This window comes from Pseudomonas sp. GL_091, from assembly GCF_057837725.1.
Genome location: NZ_CM174451.1, coordinates 6,345,385 through 6,369,765, shown reverse-complemented (window position 1 = coordinate 6,369,765; position 24,381 = coordinate 6,345,385). Strand labels below are relative to the sequence as shown.

22 protein-coding genes are annotated in these 24,381 nt (G+C 61.1%); 7 read left to right on the top strand and 15 right to left on the bottom strand.

Features of this window, described 5'->3' with window-relative positions:
- Positions 1–30 precede the first annotated feature (30 nt).
- From AC3ITY_RS29015 to leuS, 5 genes are all read right to left on the bottom strand, one after another.
- On the bottom strand, positions 31–1,353 hold the full coding sequence (locus AC3ITY_RS29015) for a lytic murein transglycosylase (protein WP_223453586.1): 1,323 nt from the start codon (positions 1,351–1,353) through the stop codon (positions 31–33).
- A 61-nt stretch (positions 1,354–1,414) separates the two neighbouring features.
- Entirely contained in the window at positions 1,415–1,579 is a 165-nt protein-coding gene (gene arfA, locus AC3ITY_RS29010) for an alternative ribosome rescue factor ArfA (protein WP_007990624.1), read from the bottom strand.
- Positions 1,580–1,788: 209 nt separating this feature from the next.
- Positions 1,789–2,826: a DNA polymerase III subunit delta gene (gene holA, locus AC3ITY_RS29005; RefSeq protein WP_489306357.1), complete on the bottom strand. Its 1,038-nt coding sequence runs from the start codon at positions 2,824–2,826 to the stop codon at positions 1,789–1,791.
- Positions 2,827–2,865: 39 nt separating this feature from the next.
- Positions 2,866–3,471, bottom strand: coding sequence for an LPS-assembly lipoprotein LptE (locus AC3ITY_RS29000; protein WP_489306355.1), 606 nt, complete (start codon positions 3,469–3,471; stop codon positions 2,866–2,868).
- 87 nt (positions 3,472–3,558) lie between these two features.
- Positions 3,559–6,165 (bottom strand): leucine--tRNA ligase, encoded by a 2,607-nt coding sequence (gene leuS, locus AC3ITY_RS28995; protein ID WP_489306353.1) that lies wholly within the window; start codon positions 6,163–6,165, stop codon positions 3,559–3,561.
- Between the two features lie 281 nt (positions 6,166–6,446).
- Between leuS and AC3ITY_RS28990 the strand changes: the two genes are divergently transcribed.
- Together AC3ITY_RS28990 and AC3ITY_RS28985 are read left to right on the top strand one after the other, a co-directional pair.
- The gene (locus AC3ITY_RS28990) at positions 6,447–6,767 is read left to right on the top strand and encodes a hypothetical protein (protein ID WP_223453579.1); all 321 of its coding nucleotides are present in this window, start codon (positions 6,447–6,449) and stop codon (positions 6,765–6,767) included.
- Between the two features lie 104 nt (positions 6,768–6,871).
- Complete coding sequence (locus AC3ITY_RS28985; protein WP_489306351.1) at positions 6,872–7,633, top strand: YdcF family protein; 762 nt, start codon at positions 6,872–6,874, stop codon at positions 7,631–7,633.
- 48 nt (positions 7,634–7,681) lie between these two features.
- On the opposite strand, the gene lnt is transcribed toward AC3ITY_RS28985, so the two are convergent.
- The 5 genes from lnt to miaB all read right to left on the bottom strand — a co-directional run bounded on the left by lnt (position 7,682) and on the right by miaB (position 13,086).
- Positions 7,682–9,205, bottom strand: coding sequence for an apolipoprotein N-acyltransferase (lnt, locus tag AC3ITY_RS28980; RefSeq protein ID WP_489306350.1), 1,524 nt, complete (start codon positions 9,203–9,205; stop codon positions 7,682–7,684).
- Positions 9,206–9,213: 8 nt separating this feature from the next.
- Positions 9,214–10,053 (bottom strand): CorC family transporter, encoded by an 840-nt coding sequence (locus AC3ITY_RS28975; RefSeq protein ID WP_027924283.1) that lies wholly within the window; start codon positions 10,051–10,053, stop codon positions 9,214–9,216.
- A 5-nt stretch (positions 10,054–10,058) separates the two neighbouring features.
- Positions 10,059–10,553 (bottom strand): rRNA maturation RNase YbeY, encoded by a 495-nt coding sequence (ybeY, locus tag AC3ITY_RS28970; protein ID WP_489306348.1) that lies wholly within the window; start codon positions 10,551–10,553, stop codon positions 10,059–10,061.
- Positions 10,546–11,553: a PhoH family protein gene (locus AC3ITY_RS28965; RefSeq protein ID WP_008022966.1), complete on the bottom strand. Its 1,008-nt coding sequence runs from the start codon at positions 11,551–11,553 to the stop codon at positions 10,546–10,548. The genes ybeY and AC3ITY_RS28965 overlap by 8 nt, the downstream gene beginning before the upstream one ends.
- Before the next feature lie 207 nt (positions 11,554–11,760).
- Positions 11,761–13,086: a tRNA (N6-isopentenyl adenosine(37)-C2)-methylthiotransferase MiaB gene (gene miaB / locus AC3ITY_RS28960; protein WP_489306346.1), complete on the bottom strand. Its 1,326-nt coding sequence runs from the start codon at positions 13,084–13,086 to the stop codon at positions 11,761–11,763.
- Between the two features lie 133 nt (positions 13,087–13,219).
- Here miaB and AC3ITY_RS28955 point away from each other — a divergent pair, with 133 nt between their 5' ends.
- Complete coding sequence (locus tag AC3ITY_RS28955; protein ID WP_008052403.1) at positions 13,220–13,549, top strand: DUF1820 family protein; 330 nt, start codon at positions 13,220–13,222, stop codon at positions 13,547–13,549.
- Positions 13,550–13,617: 68 nt separating this feature from the next.
- Here the strand turns inward: AC3ITY_RS28955 and AC3ITY_RS28950 are convergent, their stop codons facing one another.
- From AC3ITY_RS28950 to AC3ITY_RS28935, 4 genes are all read right to left on the bottom strand, one after another.
- On the bottom strand, positions 13,618–14,172 hold the full coding sequence (locus AC3ITY_RS28950; RefSeq protein WP_223453569.1) for a tetratricopeptide repeat protein: 555 nt from the start codon (positions 14,170–14,172) through the stop codon (positions 13,618–13,620).
- A 224-nt stretch (positions 14,173–14,396) separates the two neighbouring features.
- Positions 14,397–15,680, bottom strand: coding sequence for a glutamate-1-semialdehyde 2,1-aminomutase (hemL, locus tag AC3ITY_RS28945; protein ID WP_489306344.1), 1,284 nt, complete (start codon positions 15,678–15,680; stop codon positions 14,397–14,399).
- Positions 15,681–15,708: 28 nt separating this feature from the next.
- Positions 15,709–16,332, bottom strand: a complete 624-nt coding sequence (thiE, locus tag AC3ITY_RS28940) for a thiamine phosphate synthase (RefSeq protein WP_489306342.1) — start codon at positions 16,330–16,332, stop codon at positions 15,709–15,711.
- A 31-nt stretch (positions 16,333–16,363) separates the two neighbouring features.
- Positions 16,364–17,161: a hydroxymethylpyrimidine/phosphomethylpyrimidine kinase gene (locus tag AC3ITY_RS28935; RefSeq protein ID WP_489306341.1), complete on the bottom strand. Its 798-nt coding sequence runs from the start codon at positions 17,159–17,161 to the stop codon at positions 16,364–16,366.
- Between the two features lie 408 nt (positions 17,162–17,569).
- On the opposite strand from AC3ITY_RS28935, the gene AC3ITY_RS28930 reads away from it, so the two are divergent.
- The 4 genes from AC3ITY_RS28930 (at position 17,570) to AC3ITY_RS28915 (ending at position 24,001) form a co-directional block, all read left to right on the top strand.
- Positions 17,570–19,954 (top strand): 7TM diverse intracellular signaling domain-containing protein, encoded by a 2,385-nt coding sequence (locus tag AC3ITY_RS28930; RefSeq protein WP_489306339.1) that lies wholly within the window; start codon positions 17,570–17,572, stop codon positions 19,952–19,954.
- A 74-nt stretch (positions 19,955–20,028) separates the two neighbouring features.
- The gene (locus AC3ITY_RS28925; RefSeq protein WP_489306338.1) at positions 20,029–21,678 is read left to right on the top strand and encodes an acyl-CoA dehydrogenase family protein; all 1,650 of its coding nucleotides are present in this window, start codon (positions 20,029–20,031) and stop codon (positions 21,676–21,678) included.
- Between the two features lie 117 nt (positions 21,679–21,795).
- Positions 21,796–23,295, top strand: coding sequence for an AMP nucleosidase (gene amn, locus AC3ITY_RS28920; RefSeq protein ID WP_489306336.1), 1,500 nt, complete (start codon positions 21,796–21,798; stop codon positions 23,293–23,295).
- Positions 23,296–23,365: 70 nt separating this feature from the next.
- Positions 23,366–24,001: a pseudouridine synthase gene (locus AC3ITY_RS28915; protein ID WP_489306335.1), complete on the top strand. Its 636-nt coding sequence runs from the start codon at positions 23,366–23,368 to the stop codon at positions 23,999–24,001.
- On the opposite strand, the gene AC3ITY_RS28910 is transcribed toward AC3ITY_RS28915, so the two are convergent.
- Positions 23,996–24,205 (bottom strand): DUF2788 domain-containing protein, encoded by a 210-nt coding sequence (locus AC3ITY_RS28910; protein ID WP_008022976.1) that lies wholly within the window; start codon positions 24,203–24,205, stop codon positions 23,996–23,998. The genes AC3ITY_RS28915 and AC3ITY_RS28910 overlap by 6 nt on opposite strands.
- Positions 24,206–24,381 lie beyond the last annotated feature (176 nt).

Here is a 24,381-nt window from a genome sequence, read left to right as displayed (position 1 = left end):
CCTGTGGGAGCGAGCCTGCTCGCGAAGCTTTTAGCGGTTACGCAACCCTTCCAGCAACTTGTGCGTCGGATAGCCATCCGCCGGCCAGCCAAACGACTGCTGGGCGCTGCGGATCGCCTTGCGGGTGTTGGCGCCGATGATCCCGTCGGCGGTGCCGGCGTCGTAGTTTTGTACGCTCAGCAGGTTTTGCAGCTCGATCCGCTCGGTACGGCTCAGAGGCAGGTCATCCTTTGGCCACGTACCGCTGATCAGGCCCGTGCCATTGAAGCGTTCCGACAACAGGCTCACCCCCAAGGCGTAGGACGACGAGTTGTTGTATTTGAGAATCGCCCGGAAGTTATCGAGCACCAGGAACGCCGGGCCACGGTAACCGGCCGGCAGCAACAGGGCGGCAGACAACTGCTCGGAGCCGGCCGGGACCTGGCCACCGTTGGGCAGCATGACGCCCAGTTGTCGCCATTCGGCGACACTCTTGCGAATCGTGCCATCGGCCAGTACGTAGTTGAAACCGCTCGGCAGTTGGACTTCGAAGCCCCACGGCTGACCTCTCTGCCAGCCGGAGCTTTGCAGGTAATGCGCGGTCGAGGCCAGGGCATCGGCCGAACTGCCCCAGATATCGCGGCGCCCGTCACCATCGAAGTCCACGGCATGGGTGTTGTAGGTGGTCGGGATGAACTGGGTCTGGCCCATGGCGCCGGCCCAGGATCCGAGCATCTTCTCGGGTTCGATATCGCCTTGTTGCAGGATTTGCAGGGCGGCAATCAATTGCGCGTGGGCGAAACCGGGACGACGACCTTCGTAGGCCAGGGTCGCCAGCGAGTTGATCACCGACTTGCTGCCCTGGAACTGGCCAAAGTTGCTTTCCATACCCCACACGGCCACCAGCGCCTGACGATCAACGCCGTAGCGCTGCTCGATGCTTTGCAGGATGTCGGCGTACTGGTTGATCAGCGACTGGCCTTTGCGTACCCGCAGCGGCGACAAGGCGCCGTCGAGGTATTCCCAAACCGGTTTTGCGAATTCCGGTTGGCTGCGGTCTGCGCGGATCACGCTGGGGTCGAAGCTGACATCGGCGAAGGCGCGGTCGAACAGATCGGCGCGGATACCGGCGGCCAGGGCATCCTTGCGGAAACCTGCCTGCCATTCGGCGAAGGTCTGGGTTGGCTGGATGTCGAGGTTCTCACCCGTCGGAACCACAGGCGGAACAACTGCCGGGGCGGTAGCGACAGGAAGTGTCTGAAGCGGCTGAGCGTCGGCTGCGGTCGGTTTTTCCGCGCAGGCGACAAGCAAAACAAGGCTGGAGGCAGCGATCAATTGGCGTAAGTGCCAACGATGGGGAAGACAAAAGGGCATGCACGGGTCCAGGGAATACGAATCAGGTACAGACCTTACCATGTCAAAGGGGTGTTCTGCTTTACGCAGCCAGAAAGTAAGAAGCCTCCCAGCTGTCAGACTGGAAGGCTTCGCGGCGGTAGCTGCCTTTGCCCTTGGCCGGGCGTTCCTGGCGGCTGCGGAACAATGGCTGGGCGATGATGGATTTGGCCTTGTTGGGGCCATGCTTTGATGGCTTTTTGCTCATGATGATGCCTCGCAAGTGAGTGGTTTTTGCGGGGCAAATCATCGGCCGAAGTTGAAAGGCTGTCCAGTCCCGATGACTATCGGAAAAAGCGCCGCTCTCTGTAGGAGCGAGCTTGCTCGCGAAGGTCGTTAACGATAACGCGAGGGTTTCTGATTCAACGCAGTGCCCTCAGGTGCTTCGCGAGCAAGCTCGCTCCTACAGGGGCGGTGTTACTCAGCGGGCAGGGTTAAGCGCTGCCCGGCCATCAACAACGTCAACCGGCTCAGGCTCATCCACGGCGAACCGGCAGCCTGGCCCTTGATCTGGGCGTCGATGCGTTGTGCTTCGAGCAGCAGTTGCGCCCAGCGTTGCGCCGAGTAGCGTTGCAGGGCTTTGCTCATCAACGGTTTACGTTTGTCCCAGATCGGAGGTTTGGCCTGGCTGAAGGCCTTGTCCAGCGGCGTGCCCTGGCTGTATTGCAGGGAAATATTGGCCAACAGGCGCAACTCCCGGGCCAGGGCCCAGAGAATCACCGGCGGCTCGACGCCTTCCCCACGCAACCCTTCAAGCATGCGCAAGGCATGGGCCGCTTCGCCATTGAGCACCGCATCGGTCAGGCCGAAGACATCGAAGCGCGCACTGTCGGCCACTGCAGCCTGCACGGTTTCAACGGTGATCTGGCCGCCTTCGGCCATCAGTTTGAGCTTTTCGATTTCCTGGGCGGCGGCCAGCAAGTTGCCCTCGACCCGCGCGGCGATCAGCTCAACAGCGTCCTGGCTGGCGGAAAGCCCGGCCTGGGACAGGCGTTGGCGGATCCAGCTTGGCAACTGGGCGACATCGACAGGCCAGATCTGCACGAACTGGGTTTGCTGTCCTTCGACCAGCGCTTTGCCCCACTTGGTTTTCTGCGCGCTGCCATCAAGCTTCGGCAAGCTGATCAGCAGCATGGTGTCGTCGGCCGGGCGCGAACAGTATTCGATAAGTGCGGCGGCCCCCTTGTCGCCGGGTTTGCCGGAAGGCAGGCGCAGTTCCAGCAGGCGTTTTTCGGCGAACAGCGACATGCTGGCACCGGCTTGCAGCAATGTCCCCCAGTCGAAACTGGCGTCGGCGGCAAACACCTGGCGCTCATCGAATCCCTGCTGGCGGGCGGCAGCGCGAATAGTGTCGGCCGCCTCCTGGCACAGCAGCGGGTCATCGCCGCTGATGATATAGACCGGCGCAAGGGTGCCTTGCAGGTGTTTGGCGAGTTGGGCGGGGGCGAGCTTCATAAGAGAGGGCGAACGGGGCGCTTGGGCGCCCCGTAAGTCTTACTGCTGCGGCAGTTCGATAGGCGACTGGCGCGGGGTTTCCGCTTCAGTCTTGCGTGCCGCTTCCAGTGCCGCGGCGTCTGCCTTGGCCTTGGCTTCGGCAGTCTGCTGCAGCTGATCCAGTTGGCCAGGGCTCAGTTGTTGCAGACGCAGCAACATGCGTTGAACCAGCTCGCGGCGGGCTTCTGTCCGGGCCGTTGCGGCTTCCTGGTCGGAACCCACCAGGTTGTTGCCGTCGTGCATGTAGATTTTCTGCACTTCAAGCTTGTCGCTCATCAGTGGCAGGTCACCGCGACCACGGATGTCGTAGTTCAATACGGTGGTCACCTGGTACTCGCCAGCACGACCGGCACCGGCGTAGCTGAGGATGCGCTGGGTTTCCTGCTCATTGGTCAGCACCAGTTTGTAAGGTGCACCGGTGTAGACCTTGACGCCGCTGCCCTCCAGTGCCTGACGCAACTGGGTCACGGTTTCGCCATAGGCGTTACGGGCACTCAGGTCGAGTTCCTTGATCGCCAGTTCGTTGGTGTCGGTGCCGCGCAGCTGGAAACCGCAGGCGCTCAGCAGAACCGCGAGGCCCATCACCAGCAGATTGCGTTTGATCATCTTGTTGCTCCCCTTGAAACCATGTGGGCCGATCGAGCGGCCCGAAAGGTTTTGTCCGGCGCCAGGCTCGCCTGGCGCCTGCTCCAATTAGCTGGCGACGATATTGACCAGTTTCCCGGGCACTACGATCACTTTACGAATGGTCAGACCATCGACGAAACGCAGGACGTTTTCGTTGGCACGGGCGGCGGCTTCGACTTCTTCGCGGCTGGCGCTGGCTGGCATTTCGATGTGACCACGCAGTTTGCCGTTGACCTGAATCACCAACTGCAGGCTGTCCTGTACCAAAGCGCTGTCATCCACCACCGGCCAACCGGCGTCGATCACAGGATCAGCGTGACCCAGTTGATTCCACAGCTCGTGGCTGATGTGCGGCGTGATTGGAGCCAGCAGCAGAATCACGGTTTCCAGACCTTCGTGAATCAGTGCGCGATCCTGTTCGGTGCCTTGCGCGGCTTTTTCCAACACGTTCATCAGCGTCATCACCTGAGCGATGGCGGTGTTGAATTTGTGGTTCTGCCCTACGTCCTGGCTGGCCTGCTTGATGGCCAGGTGGATCGAACGACGAACGGCTTTCTGCTCGTCATTCAGGCTGGCGACGTCCAGCTTGCCTGGCAGGCCCTGAGTGACGTGGGCTTGAGCCAGACGCCAGACGCGCTTGAGGAAACGGTGCGAACCTTCGACGCCGGAGTCGGACCATTCCGCGCTCATGTCCGGTGGCGAGGCGAACATCATGAACAGGCGGCAGGTGTCTGCGCCGAACTGGTCGATCATCGACTGTGGGTCGACGCCGTTGTTCTTCGACTTGGCCATCTTCTCGGTGCCGCCGATTTCCACCGGCAAGCCGTCAGCTTTCAGCTTGGCGCTGATAACCTTGGCTTTGCTGTCACGCTCAAGCTCGACGTCCGCCGGGTTGAACCAGGTGTAAGCGCCATTGGCTTCGCGGCGATAGTACGTCTCGGCGATCACCATGCCCTGGGTCAGCAGGTTCTTGAACGGCTCGTTGGAGCTCACCAGGCCTTCGTCGCGCATCAGCTTGTGGAAGAAGCGCGCATAGAGCAGGTGAAGAATCGCGTGTTCGATACCGCCGATGTACTGATCCACCGGCAGCCAGTGGTCTGCCGCCGATTTTTCCACCAGGCCACCTTCAAAGTGCGGCGAGGCGTAACGGGCGTAGTACCACGAGGACTCGACGAAAGTGTCCATGGTGTCGGTTTCACGCTTGGCAGGCTGGCCGCATTTAGGGCAGCTGCACTCGTAGAACTCGGGCATGCGCGCCAGTGGCGAACCGGCGCCATCGGGTACGACGTCTTCCGGCAGCACGACAGGCAATTGATCTTCCGGTACCGGCACGTCACCGCAAGTGTCGCAGTGGATGATCGGGATCGGGCAGCCCCAGTAACGCTGACGGCTGATGCCCCAGTCGCGCAGGCGGAACTGGGTACGCGAGGCGCCCAGTTCTTTCTTGATCAGCGCGACTTCGATGGCGTCGAAGGCGCCCGCGAATTCGAGGCCATCGAACTCGCCGGAATTGATCAGCGTGCCGTACTCGCCGTAGGCGTCTTGCCATGGCGCCGGGTTGCTGTCACCGGAACTGGTGCGCACTACCGATTTAACCGGCAGGTTGTACTTGTGGGCGAATTCGAAATCGCGCTCGTCGTGGGCCGGAACCGCCATCACCGCGCCGTCGCCGTAGTGCATCAGCACATAGTTGGCGACCCAGACCGGCAGTTTTTCGCCGGTCAGCGGGTGCTCGACGAACAGGCCGGTTGGCAGGCCTTTTTTCTCCTGGGTGGCGACGTCGGCTTCGGCCACGCTGCCGCCCTTGCATTCAGCGATGAACGCTTGCAGCTCAGGATTGTTCTGTGCGGCCAGGGTGGCCAGGTGGTGTTCGGCGGCCACGGCGACGTAGGTCGCGCCCATCAGGGTGTCTGGACGGGTGGTGAAAACTTTCAGCGCGCCGGTTTCGCCGATGGAATCGACGTTGTACGGGAACTGCACTTCCATGCCGCGGGATTTGCCGATCCAGTTGCGCTGCATGGTCTTGACCTGTTCAGGCCAGCCAGTCAGCTCGTCGAGGCTCTCCAGCAGTTCATCCGCGTAGGCGGTGATCTTGAAGTAGTACATCGGGATTTCGCGCTTTTCGATCAGCGCGCCGGAACGCCAGCCGCGACCATCGATCACTTGCTCGTTGGCCAGGACGGTCTGGTCGACCGGGTCCCAGTTCACGGTGCCGCTTTTTTTGTAAATCACACCTTTTTCGAACAGGCGAGTGAACAGCCATTGTTCCCAGCGGTAGTAATCGGGCTTGCAGGTAGTCACTTCGCGCGACCAGTCCACCGCCAGGCCCAGGCTGCGCAGCTGGTTTTTCATGTAGGCGATGTTTTCGTAGGTCCATTTGGCTGGCGCTACGTTGTTCTTCATCGCGGCGTTTTCCGCCGGCATGCCGAAGGCGTCCCAACCCATGGGTTGCAGAACGTTCTTGCCTTGCATGCGCTGGTAGCGGGAAATCACGTCGCCGATGGTGTAGTTGCGCACGTGCCCCATGTGTAGCTTGCCGCTGGGGTAAGGGAACATCGACAGGCAGTAGTAAGTCTCCTTGCCTGGCTGTTCACTGACTTCAAAGGACTTTTGCTCGTCCCAGAACGACTGGGCGGCGGCTTCGATTTCACGGGGCTGATATTGTTCGTGCATGGCTACTTTTGAACTGAATAGGGGTGGCCTAATCCTCTTCAATGCAACGCTGGACGCTGATCTCGCCACATTGGCGTTTTCGATGCCCAGCCGAGCTGGAAGTGGAGTTACAGGAAGCGCCGTAGCATACATGACCGCGCTCTACCGAGGGAAACCCTGATTGTTGCCGCACGTCCTGCAAAAACCGCTGCGAGGGCCGTTGGTCGCGGCGTTCAGCCGGTTTGTTCATGGAAGCTAAGCTCTAACTGGGGAGTAGGTCTTATCTTCCAATGAGGTGAGGGATGGTTGAGTCTCAGCAAAAAGCTACAAAACCGGAGCTGTACGAAAGGCTGATCGATCGGTTGGCCTTGGCCCTGGATGCGGCAAAAACCGCTGGCCGGTTGCGCGACGAACGCCCTCTGGAACTGGAACTGCGCGGCCTGAGCCCCGCAGAGTTTGCACTGGTCAAGGCGTATCTGGATCGCAGCGAGCGTGAGACACACGGATGCTTGTCAGAGGCAATAAAGCAACTCGACGCACCACGTTCGGCCAAGATCATCTGGCTCAAGGACAAGGTTCCCGGCAGAGACGCGGTAAAGGTCCGGTCTTTGCAGTTCAAATAGGGCGCAGAGCCGTACTCCATGGTTTTTTGAAGCATAGTCCTCCTGTATTGATTGTCGCATTGCGCGAACCCACTTAGGCTTCGGGCATCTCCGGGAGATGCTCGATGCCTTTTCGTTATTTCGTGAAACAACTTCTTTTGCCACCCGGCATTCTATTGCTGCTGCTTTTGCTCGCCTGGTGGTTGCGCCGCTCAAGGCCAAGGCTTGCCGGTGCGTGCTTTGCTCTGGGGCTGGGTGGCTTCTGGCTGATGAGCCTGCCGGTGGTGGTGCAGTGGAGTGCCGGCCTGCTCGAGCGTGAGCCACCGCTGGCCCGCAATGAATGGGCAATCCTGGGGCAGCGCGCGGACGCGATCGTGGTCCTCGGCTCGGGGCGCGAGCGCGGTGATGTGGCCTGGGGGGCCGACCAGCCCACGGGTATAGGCCTGGAACGCCAGCGCTTTGCCGCGAGGCTGACCAAGGCTTCCGGCTTGCCGGTACTGACCAGCGGCGGCTTGCATTACGGCACTCCGCCAAGCGAGGCGCAGATAATGGCTGACTCCTTGCGTGACGATTTTGGCGTGACCGTGCGCTGGCAGGAAGGGCGCAGCCGCACGACCTGGGAAAATGCGCAGTTCAGCGCCGAGGTGTTGCTGCCACAGGGCATCAAGCGTGTGGTGCTCGTGACCCAGGCCTGGCATATGCCACGAGCGGTCTGGAGTTTTCGCAAGGCCGGGTTTGAGGTGGTGCCGGCGCCAGTAGGGTTTCTGGGCGGCGAAAATGCGCAGCCACTGGGTGGCTGGATGCCGGAGTTCAAGGCGATCTGGCAGAACGGGCAGTTGATGAACGAGGCGGTGGGGCAGGTCGGTTATTCGCTTTTCTATCGCTAAGCGCTAATCCCTGTGGCGAGAGAGCAAGCTCCCTCGCCACAAATGATTTCAGACGGTCTTGGCCATCCGGCTCGCAATCAGCGCCCAGCCAAACAACAACACGCAGAGAATGAGCAATGGCCACGAACGCCATTCCAGGTACGGCGTGAGGTTGTGCATCGGCACCACTTCGCCATACAGGATGCCGCGTTCGAACTGCGGGATCTGATCGGTAATCTGACCGAATGGGTTGATCAGGCCGGACACGCCGTTGTTGGTGGCGCGGATCATCCAGCGGCCGGCCTCCAGTGCACGCATCTGCGCCATCTGCAGGTGTTGCAGCGGGCCGATGGAGGTGCCGAACCAGGTGTCGTTGCTGATGGTCAGCAACAGGTCGCTGCGGGCGGCAAGGCTGGCGGCGAACTCCGGATAGACCACTTCATAGCAGATGAACGGCGCGATCTGATAACCCTTGGCCTGCAGTAGAGGCTGGTCGGCCGGGCCGCGGGCAAAGTCCGACATCGGCAGGTCGAAGAATGCGATCAGCCCGCGTAGCACATCCTGCAGCGGAACATATTCACCAAACGGCACCAGTTTTTGCTTGAGGTAAGTGCCGTCGCCCTCACCGGTAACGGTGATGCCATTGAAGAAACGCTTCTCGTGGCGTACCTCCATGCGGACCGGGACACCGGTAATCAACGCCGATTTACGTTCGGCCGCGAAGTTGCCCATCATGTTCAGGTAGCCTTCGGCGGACTCCTTGAGCACCGGAATCGCCGTTTCCGGCCAGATGAGAAGATCGACGCGCCTGGAGCTGAAACTCATGTCGCGGTACAACGCCAGTTGCGCGTTGAGCTGCGCCGGGTCCCACTTCATGCTCTGCTCGATGTTGCCCTGAATGGCGGCGACGCTCAGTGGCGGGCCTGACGGGCTGGTCCAGGCATGATGTTTGAGGGCCATGCCGAGCAGCCATGGACCGACCAACAGCAATGCTCCGGCAGCGATGAAGCCTTTGCGCCCCGTGCGAACCAGGCGCAAGCCGTTGTAGATCAACGCAGCTGTCAGCGCCAGGGTGAAGGAAATCAGCCACATCCCGCCGATAGGGGCGAGCCCGGCCAGCGGGCCATCGAGCTGGCTGTAACCGGAATACAGCCACGGGAAACCTGTCAGGAACCAGCCGCGGAAGGCCTCCTGGCCGACCCACAGCGCCGCGAAGGCCAAGGCATCGGCCAGCGGCGCCTCATTGCGGCGCAGCCAGCGCGCCCAAATCCAGGCGGGCAGGGCAAAGAACCAGGCAATCGCCGCCGTGAAGAGCAGCATCAGGAAACCGGCCAGCAATACCGAAGCGCCGCCGAAGTGGTGAATGCTGTAGTAGATCCAGCTGGTGCCGGCTCCGAACAGGCCGAAACCGAAACACCAGCCGCGACCCAGTGCCTGACGTGGGCTCAGCTCGCGCGTGCCGGCATAGAACAGCCCGACGGCGAGCAGTGCCAGTGGCCAGATATCGAACGGCGCCAGGGCCAGTGTGGTGATTGCACCGGCCGCCACGGCCAGCAGGTTACCGGGCCAGCCGGGGCGGGTTGTCCAGCGCATTTCAATCCTTAGCGAGCAATGGGCGTCAGGCGAAGCAAGTGAATCCGACGGCTGTCGGCGTTCAGGATGCGGAAACGGTACGGGCCGATTTCAGTGATTTCGTTGCGTTTTGGCAAATGCCCGAACGCGCTCATCACCAGGCCGCCAACGGTGTCGAATTCGTCGTCGGAGAATTCGCTGTCGAAGAACTCGTTGAAGTTCTCGATCGGCGTCAGGGCTTTGATCAGGAAGTCACCGCTGGGCAGCGGCTTGATGTAGCTGTCTTCCTCGACGTCGTGTTCGTCTTCGATGTCGCCGACGATTTGCTCCAGCACGTCTTCGATGGTCACCAGGCCTGCCACGCCGCCGTACTCGTCGATGACGATGGCCATGTGGTTGTGGTTGGCACGAAACTCGCGCAGCAGCACGTTAAGGCGCTTGGACTCCGGCACGAAGGTGGCCGGGCGCAGCAGGTCCTTGATGTTGAAGCTGTCGCCGTTCTCCTTGAGGATCAACGGCAGCAAGTCCTTGGCCAGCAACACGCCCATCACGTCATCGTGGCTTTCACCGATCACCGGATAGCGGGAGTGGGCCGAGTCGACCACGGCAGGCAGGAACTCGCGGGGTGTCTGGGTCGCCTTGATGCTGACCATTTGCGAGCGCGGGACCATGATGTCCCGGACCTGCAAGTCAGCCACCTGGATGGCGCCTTCGACGATGGCCAGCGCTTCGCTGTCCAGCAGTTTGTTCTGGTGTGCATCGCGCAGCAGCTCCAGCAGCTCCTGGCGGTTTTTCGGCTCGTGGGCAAAAGCCTGGGTGAGCTTACCCAGCCATGACTTCTGCCCGTTGCTCGATCGATCTTCGCTCATAGCGATTACTCTGAATCCTTTGTTGTTTCGGTAGGGGATAAATCGGCTTCGTCGTCCGCGTACGGATCGGGAAAGCCCAGTTCTGCTAGCAACGTTCGTTCCAGTGCTTCCATTTCTTCGGCTTCGTCGTCATCAATATGGTCGTAACCAAGCAGATGCAAGCAGCCGTGAATCACCAGGTGTGCCCAATGGGCCTTGAGTTCCTTGCCTTGATCCAGGGCTTCGCGCTCGACCACGGCCACGCAGATCACCAGATCGCCCAGCAGCGGGATGTCGAGGAACTCATCCGGCACATCGGCCGGGAATGACAAGACGTTAGTTGCGTAATCCTTTTGCCGCCAGGTGTGGTTCAGCTCGCGTCCTTCGGCTTCGTCGACCAGACGAATGGTCATCTCCGAATCGGCGGTGCGCTGGCGCAAAGCCAGTTCGCACCACTGGCGGAACTCGGCTTCGCTGGGGGTGCAGGCTTCGGTGGCGATTTGCAGGTCAAGCTCAAGCATCGCGGCGGCTATCCTTGGCGGCGGCATCATCGGCCGCTTTGGTTTCGAAGCGCTCGTAGGCTTCAACGATGCGCTGCACCAGTGGATGGCGCACGACGTCCTTGGGCTGGAAATGGGTGAAGCTGATCCCCGGCACATCCTTGAGTACTTCAATCACATGGTGCAGGCCGGACTTGGTGCCGCGTGGCAGGTCGACCTGGGTGATGTCCCCGGTGATGACGGCCGTGGAGCCGAAGCCTATCCGGGTCAGGAACATCTTCATTTGCTCGACCGTGGTGTTCTGGCTTTCGTCGAGAATGATGAAGCTGTTGTTCAGCGTACGGCCGCGCATGTAGGCCAGCGGCGCGACTTCGATCACCTGGCGCTCGATCAGCTTGGCGACGTATTCGAAGCCGAGCATTTCGTAGAGTGCGTCGTAGAGCGGGCGCAGGTACGGGTCGATTTTTTGCGACAGGTCGCCGGGCAGGAAGCCGAGTTTTTCACCCGCTTCGACCGCGGGACGAACCAGCAGGATGCGGCGAATCTGCTCGCGCTCGAGTGCATCCACCGCGCAGGCCACGGCCAGGTAGGTCTTGCCGGTACCGGCCGGGCCGATGCCGAAGTTGATGTCGTTACCGAGGATTTCCTTCACGTAGCGCAGCTGATTCAAGCCGCGGGGGCGAATCATGCCTTTCTTGGTGCGAAGGGCCACGGACGGTTCGGCGGGGGAGTGGTTGTCCAGCTGCTCGACGGCCGATTCCTGCAGGAACAGGTGCACCATGTCCGGCGACAGCTCGGTACCCTTGGTTTCCCGGTACAGGCGGCGCAGGAGGTTTTCCGCGGAGGTGGTGTGTTTGGGTTCGCCGATCAGCTCGAACTGGTTTCCGCGATTGCGGATCTCGATGGTCAGGCGCTGTTCGATCAAGCGCAAATGCTCGTCGAATTGCCCGCACAGATTGGCGAAGCGACGAGCTTCAAAAGGCTCGAGAATGAAACGATGTGGTTCTATGGGTGCGTTCAAGGTCGTATTTAGCCGCCCTGGGGCAATAGTGATGAATCAAGGATAGCGCCAGTGGCGTGGGTACGAAAGCTCTTAAATAAGGCAACCCGATTCCTGCCTCTGGCGTGGGTCATGTAGGAGCGAGCTTGCTCGCGAAGGGCTTGAATGCTCCGCGCTCATTCAGGATGCACGCGTCATCGTTGACGCCCATCGCGAGCAAGCTCGCTCCTACACCAGCGAACCCCGCAGCGAGTGCGGCTGCGCGGCATCGATGTGCACGTCCGCGAACTGGCCGATCAGGGTCGGATTGTCGCAGCGGAAGTTGACGATACGGTTATTTTCGGTCCGGCCTTGCAGCTCGCCCGGGTCCTTTTTCGAGTAGTCGGTCACCAGGATCCGCTGGATCGAACCGACCATTTGTCGGCTGATCTCGAAGCCTTGCTGGTTCAAGCGATGCTGCAGGGCATTCAGGCGTTCTTTTTTCAGCTCTTCCGGGGTGTCATCGGTCAGGTCGGCGGCCGGTGTGCCCGGGCGTTGGCTGTAGACGAACGAGTAGGAAAAGTCGAAGCCGACGTCGGCAATCAGCTTCATGGTTTGTTCGAAGTCTTTTTCGGTCTCGCCGGGGAAACCGACGATGAAGTCCGAGCTGATGCAGATCCCCGGCACGGCGGCCCGCAGCTTGCGCAGTTTGGATTTGTATTCCAGCGCGGTGTGGTTGCGCTTCATCGCGGCGAGGATGCGGTCCGAGCCCGATTGCACCGGCAAGTGCAGGTGCTTGACCAGCTCCGGCACGTCGGCGTGGGCCTGGATCAGGCTGTCGGAGAACTCCAGTGGATGCGACGTGGTGTAACGGATACGGTCGATACCATCGACCGCGGCGACCACGCGGATCAGCTCGGCCAGATCCGCCAGGCGCCCGTCATGAGTGAGGCCACGATAGCCGTTGACGTTTTGCCCCAGCAGCGTCACTTCGCGCACGCCGTTTTCGGCCAAGTGAATGATCTCGGCAAGCACGTCGTCGAACGGTCGGCTGACCTCTTCACCGCGGGTGTAGGGCACCACGCAGAACGTGCAGTACTTGCTGCAACCTTCCATCACCGACACGTAAGCGCTCGGGCCGTCGATGCGCGGTTCGGGCAGGTGATCGAATTTTTCGATTTCCGGAAACGAGACGTCGACTTGCGGCAGCTTGCTGGTGCGCGCGGCGTCGATCATTTCCGGAAGGCGGTGCAGGGTCTGCGGGCCGAAGACCACGTCGACGTATGGCGCCCGATCGCGAATGGCCGCGCCTTCCTGGCTGGCCACGCAACCGCCGACAGCGATCACCATGTCCGGGTTGGCCAGCTTCAGTTCGCGCCAGCGGCCGAGCTGGGAATAGACACGATCCTGTGCACGTTCGCGGATCGAGCAGGTGTTGAGCAGGATCACGTCGGCGTCTTCGGCGCGGGCGGTGACTTCCAGGGCCTGATGTTCGCCCAGCAGATCGACCATGCGCGAGCTGTCGTACTCGTTCATCTGGCAACCGTGGGTTTCGATGTAAAGCTTCTTGGCCATGGAAAGAGTCATCACGTGATTCAAAGAACCGCGCATTATAGGGAACATGTACCCAGGTTCCTACCGCTGCGCGTCCGATGGCTATGCTATAGTTCGCGCCCTCATTTTTATCCCCCGATGTGTTTCGCCTGCCATGACCAAACGTGAAGCTCCAATCTACAAGGTGATTTTCCTCAACCAGGGCCAGGTGTTCGAAATGTACGCCAAGCAGATCTATCAAAGTGATCTGTGGGGCTTTCTGGAAGTGGAAGAGTTCGTCTTTGGCGAGCGCACGCAAGTGGTCGTCGATCCGAGCGAAGAAAAGCTCAAGGCCCAGTTCGAAGGCGTGGTGCGCAGTTTTGTGCCGATGCATTCGATCGTGCGTATCGACGAAGTCGAGCGTATGGGAACACCGAAAATCAGCGAAGCCCGTGGCGCGGTCGGCAATGTGATGCCGTTTCCGATGCCGATGCCTGAGAAGTAAGCCTTTGTGGTGTGGTGAGCTTTGTGGCGAGGGGGCTTGCCCCCTCGCCACAGGGGACCGAGTCGCTGTCAGGGCAGTGGCGCGAAAGGCGTACGCCCGTCAGCGCTCTGCAATTCCATCAAATATTTACGGAAGATTTGCCCGAGTACCTGGGTAGCAAGCTCCAGTTCTTCGCGGGGCATCTTTTCGGTGACTTCGTCGGCGGTGTCCAGTGCGTCTTCGGCGCCGTTGACCGCCGCCATCTTCAGCAGGATGTACGCCTGAACGTTATTGGCCGGCACGCCTTCGCCGTGGAAGAACATGGTGCCGAGTTTGAATTGCGCCTGGGCGTGGCCTTGCAGCGAGGCTTTTTCGAAATAGCTCAGGGCTTGATTGAGGTCGCGCGGGGCGTTTTTGCCTTCGTAGTAGAATTCACCCAGCTCGTATTGCGCTTGCGCATCCCCTTCTTCCGACGCTTTCTGGCAGGCGGTGAGTGCCTGTTCCAGGTCTTGCGGTTGGGTATTGAGGGTGCAGCGACCCATCGCTGGGATTAACAACGAGTTGCCGCCTGCTTGTGCGTGCGCGAGCAGGGGCTGAAGAAGCAACAGGCAGCCCAGTGCAAGGGTGCGGCCGGTGCGGTTCATGGGAATCGACTTACCTCTGAAGGGCGCGCGGACCCATCGAGGGATCCAATAAGCGCGCATTATGAAATAAGCAGGGGCAACCTTACAAAGTCTTTACTCGTTTTTCTGCTGCGCGGGAAATTTATCGCCCACTTTGCGGGGGATTATTAGCAGATGAGTAGGAAAAATCGTGGGAATGCAGGCGAAAGCTGACGCTGGCAAGGGCCAACGTCAGCGATTCAGCATTACTTCAAGGCCGCGAAGGCGCGCTCGGCGGCGTCCAGGGTCAGCTTCAGTTCAGCTTCGCCGTGGGCGATCGAAGTGAAACCGGCTTCGAATGCGCTCGGTGCCAGATACACGCCACCTTCCAGCATCAGGTGGAAGAAGCGGCCGAACAGGGCTGCGTCGCTGGCCATCACGTCATCGAAGGTGACGATGTCGTCGGCACCGCTGAAGTACAGGCCGAACATGCCGCCGGCCTGGGTGGTCACGAACGGAATGCCGGCCGCATCGGCGCGCTGTTGCAGGCCGTCGAGCAGGCGAGTGGTGAAGTCGGTCAGCTCGGCGTGGAAGCCCGGGCGGCTGATCAGGCGCAGGGTGGTCAGGCCGGCGGCCATCGCCAGCGGGTTACCGGACAACGTACCGGCCTGGTAGACCGGGCCCAGCGGGGCGATGCGCTGCATGATTTCGCGCTTGCCACCGAAGCAGCCGACCGGCATGCCACCACCGATGATCTTGCCGAAGGTGGTCAGGTCCGGCGTCACGCCGTAGTACGCCTGGGCACCGCCGAGGGCGACGCGAAAACCGGTCATCACTTCGTCGAAAATCAGCACCACGCCGTGCTTGTCGCACAGGGTCCGCAGGCCTTCGAGGAAACCCGGTGCCGGCGGCACGCAGTTCATGTTGCCGGCCACTGGCTCGACGATGATGCAGGCCACGTCCTGGCCGACTTCGGCGAGCATGGTTTCTACCGCGTCGATGTCGTTGAACGGCAGGGTCAGGGTGTGTTTGGCGAATGCCGCCGGTACACCAGCCGAACTCGGTACGCCCTGGGTCAGTGCGCCGGAACCGGCCTTGACCAGCAGGCTGTCGGAGTGACCGTGGTAGCAGCCTTCGAACTTGATGATGCTGTCGCGGCCGGTGAAGCCACGGGCCAGGCGGATAGCGCTCATGGTCGCTTCGGTGCCGGAGCTGACCATACGCACCATTTCCATCGACGGCACCAGCGAGCAGACCAGATCGGCCATCTGGGTTTCCATCTCGGTCGGGGCGCCGTAGGACAGGCCGTGCTCAAGCTGCTTGCGCACCGCGTCCAGTACGTCTGGATGGCTGTGGCCGAGGATCATCGGGCCCCAGGAACCGACGTAATCCACATAACGCTTGTCGTCCTCGTCGGTGACGTAGGCGCCTTCGGCGTGTTTGAAGAACAACGGCGTGCCGCCGACGCTCTTGAACGCGCGAACCGGCGAGTTCACGCCACCGGGAATGTGTTTCTGGGCATTGGCAAACAGCGTTTCGGAACGAGACATGATCGGGCTCTCAAATCAGATTTAAAGCTTAAATAGAAAACAATTCGTTGAAGGCGCGGGCGCGGCGGGTCACCTCAGCCGTGCTATCGGCACCGAACAGGCCATGCACCACCGCCAGCAGATCGACGCCATGGGCCACCAGTGGGGCGGCGTTATCCAGGGTGATGCCGCCGATCGCGCAGATCGGCAGGTGCAATTGCTTGCGGGCCTGGTCGAGCAGGTCGAGGCTGCAGGTCGGGGCGCCGGGCTTGGTGTTCGAATTGAAGAAGCGGCCGAACGCGACGTAGTTGGCACCTTCTTTAGCAGCCTGTTCGGCCAGTTCGAGCTGTGCGTGGCAGGTTGAACCGATGATCGCCTGACGCCCGAGCAGTGCACGGGCCGGAGTCAGTGGGCCGTCGGTCTGGCCCAGGTGCACGCCCACGTTCAGGCGTGCCGCCAACTCGGCGTCGTCGTTGATGATCAACTGCGTCTTGTAACGTTCGCACAGCCCGCGCAAGGCTTCGGCCTCACGCAGGCGGCGAGCCTCGTCGCTACTTTTGTCGCGGTATTGCAGCAAGGTGACGCCGCCTTCCAGCGCCGCCTCCACGTACTTGAGCAACTTACCGTCCAGCAAATGGCTGTCGGTAATGGCGTACAGGCCACGTAGTTTCATCGGACAAGCCTCACCGCATTACAAATAGAAGTTACGAACAGAAATCCAGTGGCAAGCGGCGCGGCACAAACTGGCCTTTGCCCAGCTGCTCGGCATCACGCAGGGTGCGCCATGTGTAGTTAAGCGCGGTCTGTACGGCACTGGCGAGGTTTTCGCCCTGGGCCAGACGACCGGCCAGCGCACTGGCCAGGGTGCAGCCGGAACCGTGATAGCTGCCCGGCAAGCGCTGGCAGGTAAAGGTTTCACGCAAGCCGTTGCGGCTGTACAGGCGATTGTGGATTTCGGTTTCGTCGCCATGGCCGCCGGTGATCAGCAGGTGTTTGACGAACGGCAGGAGTTTTTCAGCGCACTCGTCCGCGGTGCCTTCGGGCAGTTCGGCGAGGATGCGGGCTTCGGGAAGGTTGGGGGTCGCAATGATCGACAAAGGCAGCAGGCGTTCGCGCATGGCATAGCCGACCTCGTCCTTGCCTAGGCGTCCGCCGCCGCCAGCGCGTAGCACCGGGTCGCAGACCACCGGCAAATGCGGATGCGCCGAAAGCAGTTCGACCACGGTGTCGACCATTTCCAGGGAACCGAGCATGCCCAGTTTGACCGCCGCGACTTCGGAGTCGTTGAGCACGGCATTGGCCTGGGCCAGTACCCACTCACGGTCGAGGACGCGGAAGTCAGTGACATTGACAGTGTCTTGCACGGTCAGGGCGGTGACGGCCGGAGCCGCATGGCAACCCTGAGCGAGCAGGGCTTCGATATCTGCCTGCAAGCCGGCGCCACCACTTGGGTCGTGGCCGGAGAGACAGAGGACAACGGGGCGAGAGCTGTAGATATTCATGGTGCGCGAGCTTACCACCAAACCTGTTTTGCGGGTGTAGCGACATCCAGTCCACCTGTTCCATTGTGGCGAGGGGGCTTGCCCCGTAGGGTCGCGAAGCGGCCCCAACAAACTGTCAGGTTCCTCAGTCGGCTGGTTTTACGACTGCTTCGCACTCGAACGGGACGGTGCGGCGATCCGACAAGCTCCCTCGCCACGGTGACTCATCAACCACAAAACGCCTTCTGGTAGTCGCTCTGAGACGCCCGTCCTAGAGCCTTTTCAGGAAAAATTTCAATGGTGTTTAATGGCTATCAACGGCTATGCTAGAGTGGATCCAAACCAATAACAGGTAATACCGGTTTTACGTCTGCTCAAAAGGAATGGGGGGCTTCCTGACAGAACCGGACAGGCCACGCTGGGGCTTCAATGCACTATTTGCTGATGTTGCTGTTGTGTTTGCCCCTCCTGGCAAACGCCGTCGAGTTCGATGAGTCCACTCAAAGCCTCCCCTTGGGCCGTACCCTGCAGGTCTATGAGGACGCAGGTGGTCAGGCGACCATCGCGGATATCCGTGCACAAGCGGCGGCCGGCAACTTCAAACCGCACCACAAAGACACGCTCAACGCCGGGTATTCGCGTTCAGTGTTCTGGCTGAAAATCGACCTGCATTACCGTCCGGCCAATCCGGCGGCGCAACGGACCTGGCTGCTGGAACTGGCCTATCCGCCCCTCGATCATCTCGATCTCTATTTGCCCGATGCGGCCGGCAACTATCAGTTGGTCAGGCAGACCGGCGATGCCTTGCCGTTCGCCAGCCGCGAGATTCGTCAGAACAGCTATTTGTTCGACCTGACGTTCAAGCCGGACCAGGCCGAAACCGTATTCCTGCGATTGCAAAGCGAAGGCTCGATCCAGGCACCGGTCACGTTGTGGTCGAGCACCGCCTACCTTGAAGAGCAGCCCGTGCGCCTCTACGTACTGGGGCTGATCTACGGCGTGCTGTTGGGGATGCTGGTCTACAACCTGTTCATCTACCTCAGCGTGCGCGACACCAGTTACCTCTACTACATCCTCTATATCGCCTCGTTCGGTTTGTATCAGTTGTCGGTAAACGGTGCGGCCGTGCAGTATTTCTGGCCGGACAGTCCGTGGTGGGCCAATGCTGCGACGCCGTTTTTCATCGGCTGTGCGGGGCTGTTCGGCAGTCAGTTCGCCCGCAGTTTCTTGCAAATGGCTACCCACAGTCGCTGGCTCGACCGCTTGTTGCTGGCGCTGGTTGCTTTCGGTGCGCTGGTGGTCGGCCTGTCATTGATGACCAACTACGCCCTGGCCTTGCGCCTGGCCACGGCCCTGGCGCTGACATTCACTGTGGTGATTTTTGCCGCCGGGATCTTTGCCTGGCTGCGGGGCCTGCGGGTGGCGCGGTATTTCATCATTGCCTGGTCGGCGTTTTTGCTCGGCGGCATCGTCAATACGCTGATGGTGCTGGGCTACCTGCCGAACGTGTTCCTGACCATGTATTCCAGCCAGATTGGCTCGGCCATCGAAGTGGCGTTGCTGTCTCTGGCGCTGGCCGACCGCATCAACGACATGCGCGAGCAGCAGGCACAAACGCTGTTCGACGCCAGCCAGAAACTTGAAGTCCTCAACCAGCAACTGGCTCGCAGTAACAAGCTCAAGGACGAATTCCTTGCCACCCTGACCCACGAACTGCGTACGCCCATGAACGGTGTGATCGGTTCGCTGGAACTGATGCAGACGGTCGAAATGGACCCGGAGCTCGAGCAGTATCAGCAGACGGCTTCGGGATCGGCACGGGACATGATGCGCATGGTCAACGGCATCCTCACCCTCACCGAATTGCAGGCCAGCAAACTCAAGGCCTCGGCCGACACCTTCAGCTTGCGTGGCCTGGTCGAGGCACTGCGCACGCAGTTCGAGGGCAACGCATCGAGCAAGTCGCTGGACTTCAAGGTCGATGTCGCGCCAGGTGTGCCGGATCGTTTGCACGGCGACAACGTCAAGATCGCGCAGTGCCTGGAATGCCTGCTGGATAACGCCATCAAGTTCACCAAGGTCGGCGGCCTGGCCCTGCGGGTGACCGGCAAGGCCATTGAGCCCGACCGGCTGGCGTTGACCTTTGCGGTGATCGACACGGGCATTGGTTTCACCGATTTGGGGGAGGCCACGATGTATCAACGGTTCTTCCAGCTCGATGGCTCGATGACCCGTGAATACGGTGGCCTGGGTGTTGGTCTGGCGATTTGCCGACAGTTGATTGAATTGCTCGGTGGACGCCTGACGCATCGCACCGAGCCAGGGCGCGGCAGCCGGTTTCAGTTGGATGTGGAAGTCGGGTTGGCGGTGGCCGAACGTCCGGTGACGCCGTTGATGACCCGGGATTTTCCGCGCCTGCGCTTGCCTCAGGATTGTGCCGTGCTGTTGGTGGATGACAACAGCATCAGCCAGTTGGTGATGCGCGGCATGTTGCTCAAGCTGGGGTTTCGCGTGCGTACGGCCGACAGCGCCGACGTCGCGCTCGATCTCTTGCAGCGCGAAGGGTTTGATGCGGTGCTGGTCGATTCTCAGTTGTCGCTGCAGGGCGGTGAGTCGGTGTGCTGCCAGATCCGCGCTTTGCCGGGTTATGCCGAACTGCCGCTGTTCATGATCGCCCTGGGCGGTGACCGTGAGCGCTGCCCGACCGGCGCGGTGATTGATCACTTGAACAAGCCGGTGAAATTCGAAGACTTGCAGGCCGCGCTCTACCGCCGTGTGCTCTGCTCGCAACAGGGCGAAAGCGCCGACAGTTAGGCGTATATGACACTTTGTTCAGCCGAGGGGCGGTGCTTAACTGAAGTCCCTTGGCCGACCAAAGGAGCCCTGTCATGAACCTGCATCAGTTCGCCGAAACCCACGAAGTCACCAACCAGCCACCGTCACTGGACGGCGCCAACCTGTACCGCATCGACCTGCCGTTGCAGGAATGGTCGCGGCGGTTCGGGGCCGGTTGGGCCGAATCGCGGATCGACGCCTATGGCGCGCTGGCCGGTGGCCCGTTGATGGAGGCCGGGTTCCTCGCCAATCAGAACAAACCTGTGTTCAATAGCCATGACCGGTTTGGTCATCGCATCGACCTGGTGGAATTTCATCCGGCTTATCACCAATTGATGCGCACGGCGGTCGAGCACGGCCTGACCTCGCTGCCTTGGGCGCACCCGCAGGACGGCGCCCATGTCGCCCGCGCTAGCATGTCGTATCTGCACAGCCAGGCCGAGGCCGGCAGTGGCTGCCCGCTGACCATGACCTTCGCCAGCGTTCCGGCCATGCGTTTGCAACCGGACCTGGCGGAAAAGTGGCTGCCGAAAATCCTCGCCACCGAATACGACCCGCGCAACGTCGGCATGGCCCACAAGGCCGGGGTCACCATCGGCATGGCCATGACCGAGAAGCAGGGCGGCACCGATGTGCGGGCCAATACCACCAAGGCGTATCCGGTCGGTGCCAGCGGTCCGGGCCAGGCCTATGAGTTGGTGGGGCACAAGTGGTTTTGCTCGGCGCCGATGTGCGACGCCTTCCTGACCCTGGCGCAGACCGACAAGGGCCTGACCTGTTTCCTGCTGCCGCGCCATCGTCCGGACGACACGCGCAATCAGTTCTATATCCAGCGCCTGAAGAACAAGCTCGGCAATTGCTCCAACGCCTCCAGCGAAGTGGAGTTTCGTGGCGCACTGGCGTGGATGATCGGTGAAGAGGGTCGTGGCGTTCCGACGATCATCGAGATGGTCGCCATGACCCGCTTCGATTGCATGGTCGGTTCCAGTTCGCTGATGCGTCAGGCGCTGACCCAGGCCAGCCATCACTGCGCTCACCGTTCGGTTGGCGGCAAACTGCTCAGCGAACAGCCGTTGATGCAGAACGTGCTGGCGGATCTGGCGCTGGAAAGCGAAGCCGCCCTTGCCTTGAGCCTGCGCATGGGGCGGGCGCTGGATCATCTGGACGATTCGCAGGAAGCCAAATTCGCCCGGTTGGTGACGGCGGTGGGCAAGTACTGGATCTGCAAGCGGGCGCCGGCCATGATCAACGAAGCGGCCGAGTGCATGGGCGGCGCGGGTTATGTCGAAGACAGCATCCTGCCGCGGCTTTACCGCGAGGCGCCGGTGAATTCGACGTGGGAAGGTTCCGGCAACGTGCAGTGCCTCGACGTGCTGCGTGCCCTGTCGAAAGAGCCGGGTGTGCTCGATGCGCTGTTCAGCGAGTTGGGCGATGGCCATGGTGACAAGCGCCTGGCGGCGCACATCAATCAATTGCAGGCAGCCTTCAAGGACACCAGCGACATCCAGTACCGTGCCCGGCAGTTGACCGAGGACATTGCGCTGGGGTTGCAGGCCAAACTATTGCTGGAGGCGGGTAACGCGGTGGTCAGTGATGCGTTTATTGCCAGCCGTTTGGGTGGTGGTGGCCGAGTGTACGGCGCATTGCCACGAGGCTTGGACGCGGAAGCCATTGTCGCCCGCTCGACTCCACAAGGCTTCTGATTGGTTAGAAGATCGCAGCCTTCGGCAGCTCCTACGGGTGCACGACGAGCCCTTGTAGGAGCTGCCGCAGGCTGCGATCTTTTTTGGCTGTTCCCGTGAAGCGACGATGCAGGCAAGATGAAGGTCTGCAAGTCAGAACACAGGATGCTGATCGTGACCGAAGCTTTTATTGTCGTTCAAACCGCCGAGCAAGCCGTGGATCGGCTTGCACTCTTGCACAATCGTGCAACCACCGCGCTGAGTCAGGCGCTCAAGCGCTATCTCAAGGACCGCGTCGAGCCTGATGCCGAGCAGCGAGCGTTGTTCCGTTATCCCGAATTGCGCCTGACCTACCTTTGCCAGGGCGAAGTCCCGCAGACCACCCGTGCCTATGCCAAGGTCCAGTTGCCGGGCACCTACAGCGTCACCGTCACCCATCCATCGGCGTTCCGTAAATACCTGCTGGAACAGCTGGTTCCGCTGATGCACGATTTCACCGTGACCGTGGAAGTCGGTGTCAGCGAGCAGAACATTCCGTATCCGTATGTGGTCGAGCAGGGCGATGAACTGGGGGGGTCCGGCGTCACCGCTGCCGTGCTGGCGCGGGTGTTCCCGAGTACCGACCTGTCGGCCGCGACCGACGGCATTGCCGACGGTTTGTACGACTGGGAAAACACCGATCCGCTGCCACTGGCCCTGTTCGATGCCGCGCGGGTGGATTTTTCCCTGCGCCGCCTGGTGCATTACACCGGCAGCGACTGGCGGCATGTGCAGCCGTGGATTCTGCTGACCAACTATCACCGCTACGTCGACCAGTTCATCGTCCATGGCCTGGAGCAACTGCGCACAGACCCGCGTTTCGTGCGCATGGTGCTGCCGGGCAACGTGATCATCGAAAAAAGCATGGATCACGACGAAGCCTCGGCAATTGCCGCTGGCGTGGTCTGGCACCGTTATCAGATGCCGGCCTATCACCTGATCGCCAGTGACGGCCACGGTGTGACTTTGGTCAACATCGGCGTCGGCCCGTCCAACGCCAAGAACATCACCGACCACCTGGCCGTGCTGCGCCCGCATTGCTGGCTGATGATCGGCCACTGCGGCGGCCTGCGTCAGTCGCAGACGATTGGTGACTATGTGCTGGCCCACGCTTACATGCGCCGCGACGGGATTCTCGACCGGGTAGTGCCGCCGAACATTCCGATTCCGGCGTTGGCCGAAGTGCAGCTTGCGCTTCAGCAAGCGGCGGCCAACGTCACCGGCGAGAAGGGTGACGAGCTGAAGAAACGCCTGCGTACCGGCACCGTGCTGACCTACGACGACCGTAACTGGGAACTGCGCTGGGCGCAGGAACGGCCGCTGATCAACCTGTCCCGCGCCGTGGCGGTGGACATGGAAAGCGGCACCATCGCAGCGCAAGGTTATCGATTGCGGGTGCCGTACGGCACGTTGCTGTGCGTCTCGGACAAGCCGCTGCACAGTGAAATCAAGTTGCCGGGCTCGGCGAACGCCTTCTATGAACGCGCGGTCAGCCAGCATTTGAAGATCGGTATCGAGGCGGTGGATCTGTTGCGCACCGAACTCAACTCGCTGCACTCGCGCAAACTGCGCAGCTTCGACGAACCGCCGTTCCGCTGATTTGTCGATGGTCATTTAACGGTCGGGCTACTAGCATTAGCAGCCCTGACCGTTAGATGTTGTTTTGCCCATGTCGCGTCCATCTCGTCCACCTTCCCGCCGTCCCGGCGCGAAACCCTCTCCTTCAGCCCCGCGCCGTGTCGCCAAGGCACCACCGGCCGAGCCGAAGCTGATCCTGTTCAACAAACCCTTCGATGTGCTGACGCAATTCAGTGACGGCGAAGGGCGCGCGACCCTCAAGGATTACATCGAAGTACCGGGAATCTATCCGGCCGGACGGCTGGACCGCGACAGCGAAGGGTTGTTATTGCTGACCAACGACGGCCAGCTACAGGCGCGGATCGCCGACCCGAAACACAAGCTGGCCAAGACCTATTGGGTGCAGGTCGAGGGTGAGCCGAGCACCGAGCAGTTGCAGCGCTTGCGTGACGGCGTCGAATTGAATGACGGCATGACCTTGCCCGCCGAAGCGCGGCAACTGGACGAACCCGAGTTGTGGCCACGCAATCCGCCGGTGCGCTTTCGTAAAAGCGTGCCGACCAGCTGGCTGGAGTTGGTGATTCGCGAAGGACGCAACCGGCAGGTGCGGCGCATGACCGCGGCGGTCGGGTTGCCGACGTTGCGCCTGGTGCGGGTCAGGATCGGCGACTGGACGATCGAAGGGCTCGATCAGGGCCAGTGGAAGGAAGTGCCGGCGCGCTTATAACGTGCCGGATTCGATCAGGCCGATCACCACGCTCTTGATCACGAACGCCGCCACACCCAGGCCCAGCACGAAGAACAGAATGAACGAGCCAAAGCGCCCGGCCTTGGACTTCTTCGCCAGATCCCATACGATGAAACCCATGAAAATGATCAGGATCGTGACCAGTCCGGTCATCATCCACTCTTCGAAAACGGCAGGATCCATCGAACATCTCCAGCGCGGGCGCGGCTAAAAGGGCGTGGGGAGTATACGCCTGCGTGGGTTCGCGCTGTATTGACCTGCGTCGGTGTGTCGCACCTGTGGTGAGGGGGCTTGTCGGGACGCCGCACCGCCCCGTTGGGGTGCGAAGCAGCCCTAAAATCTGCAAGCAGGTTAAACCT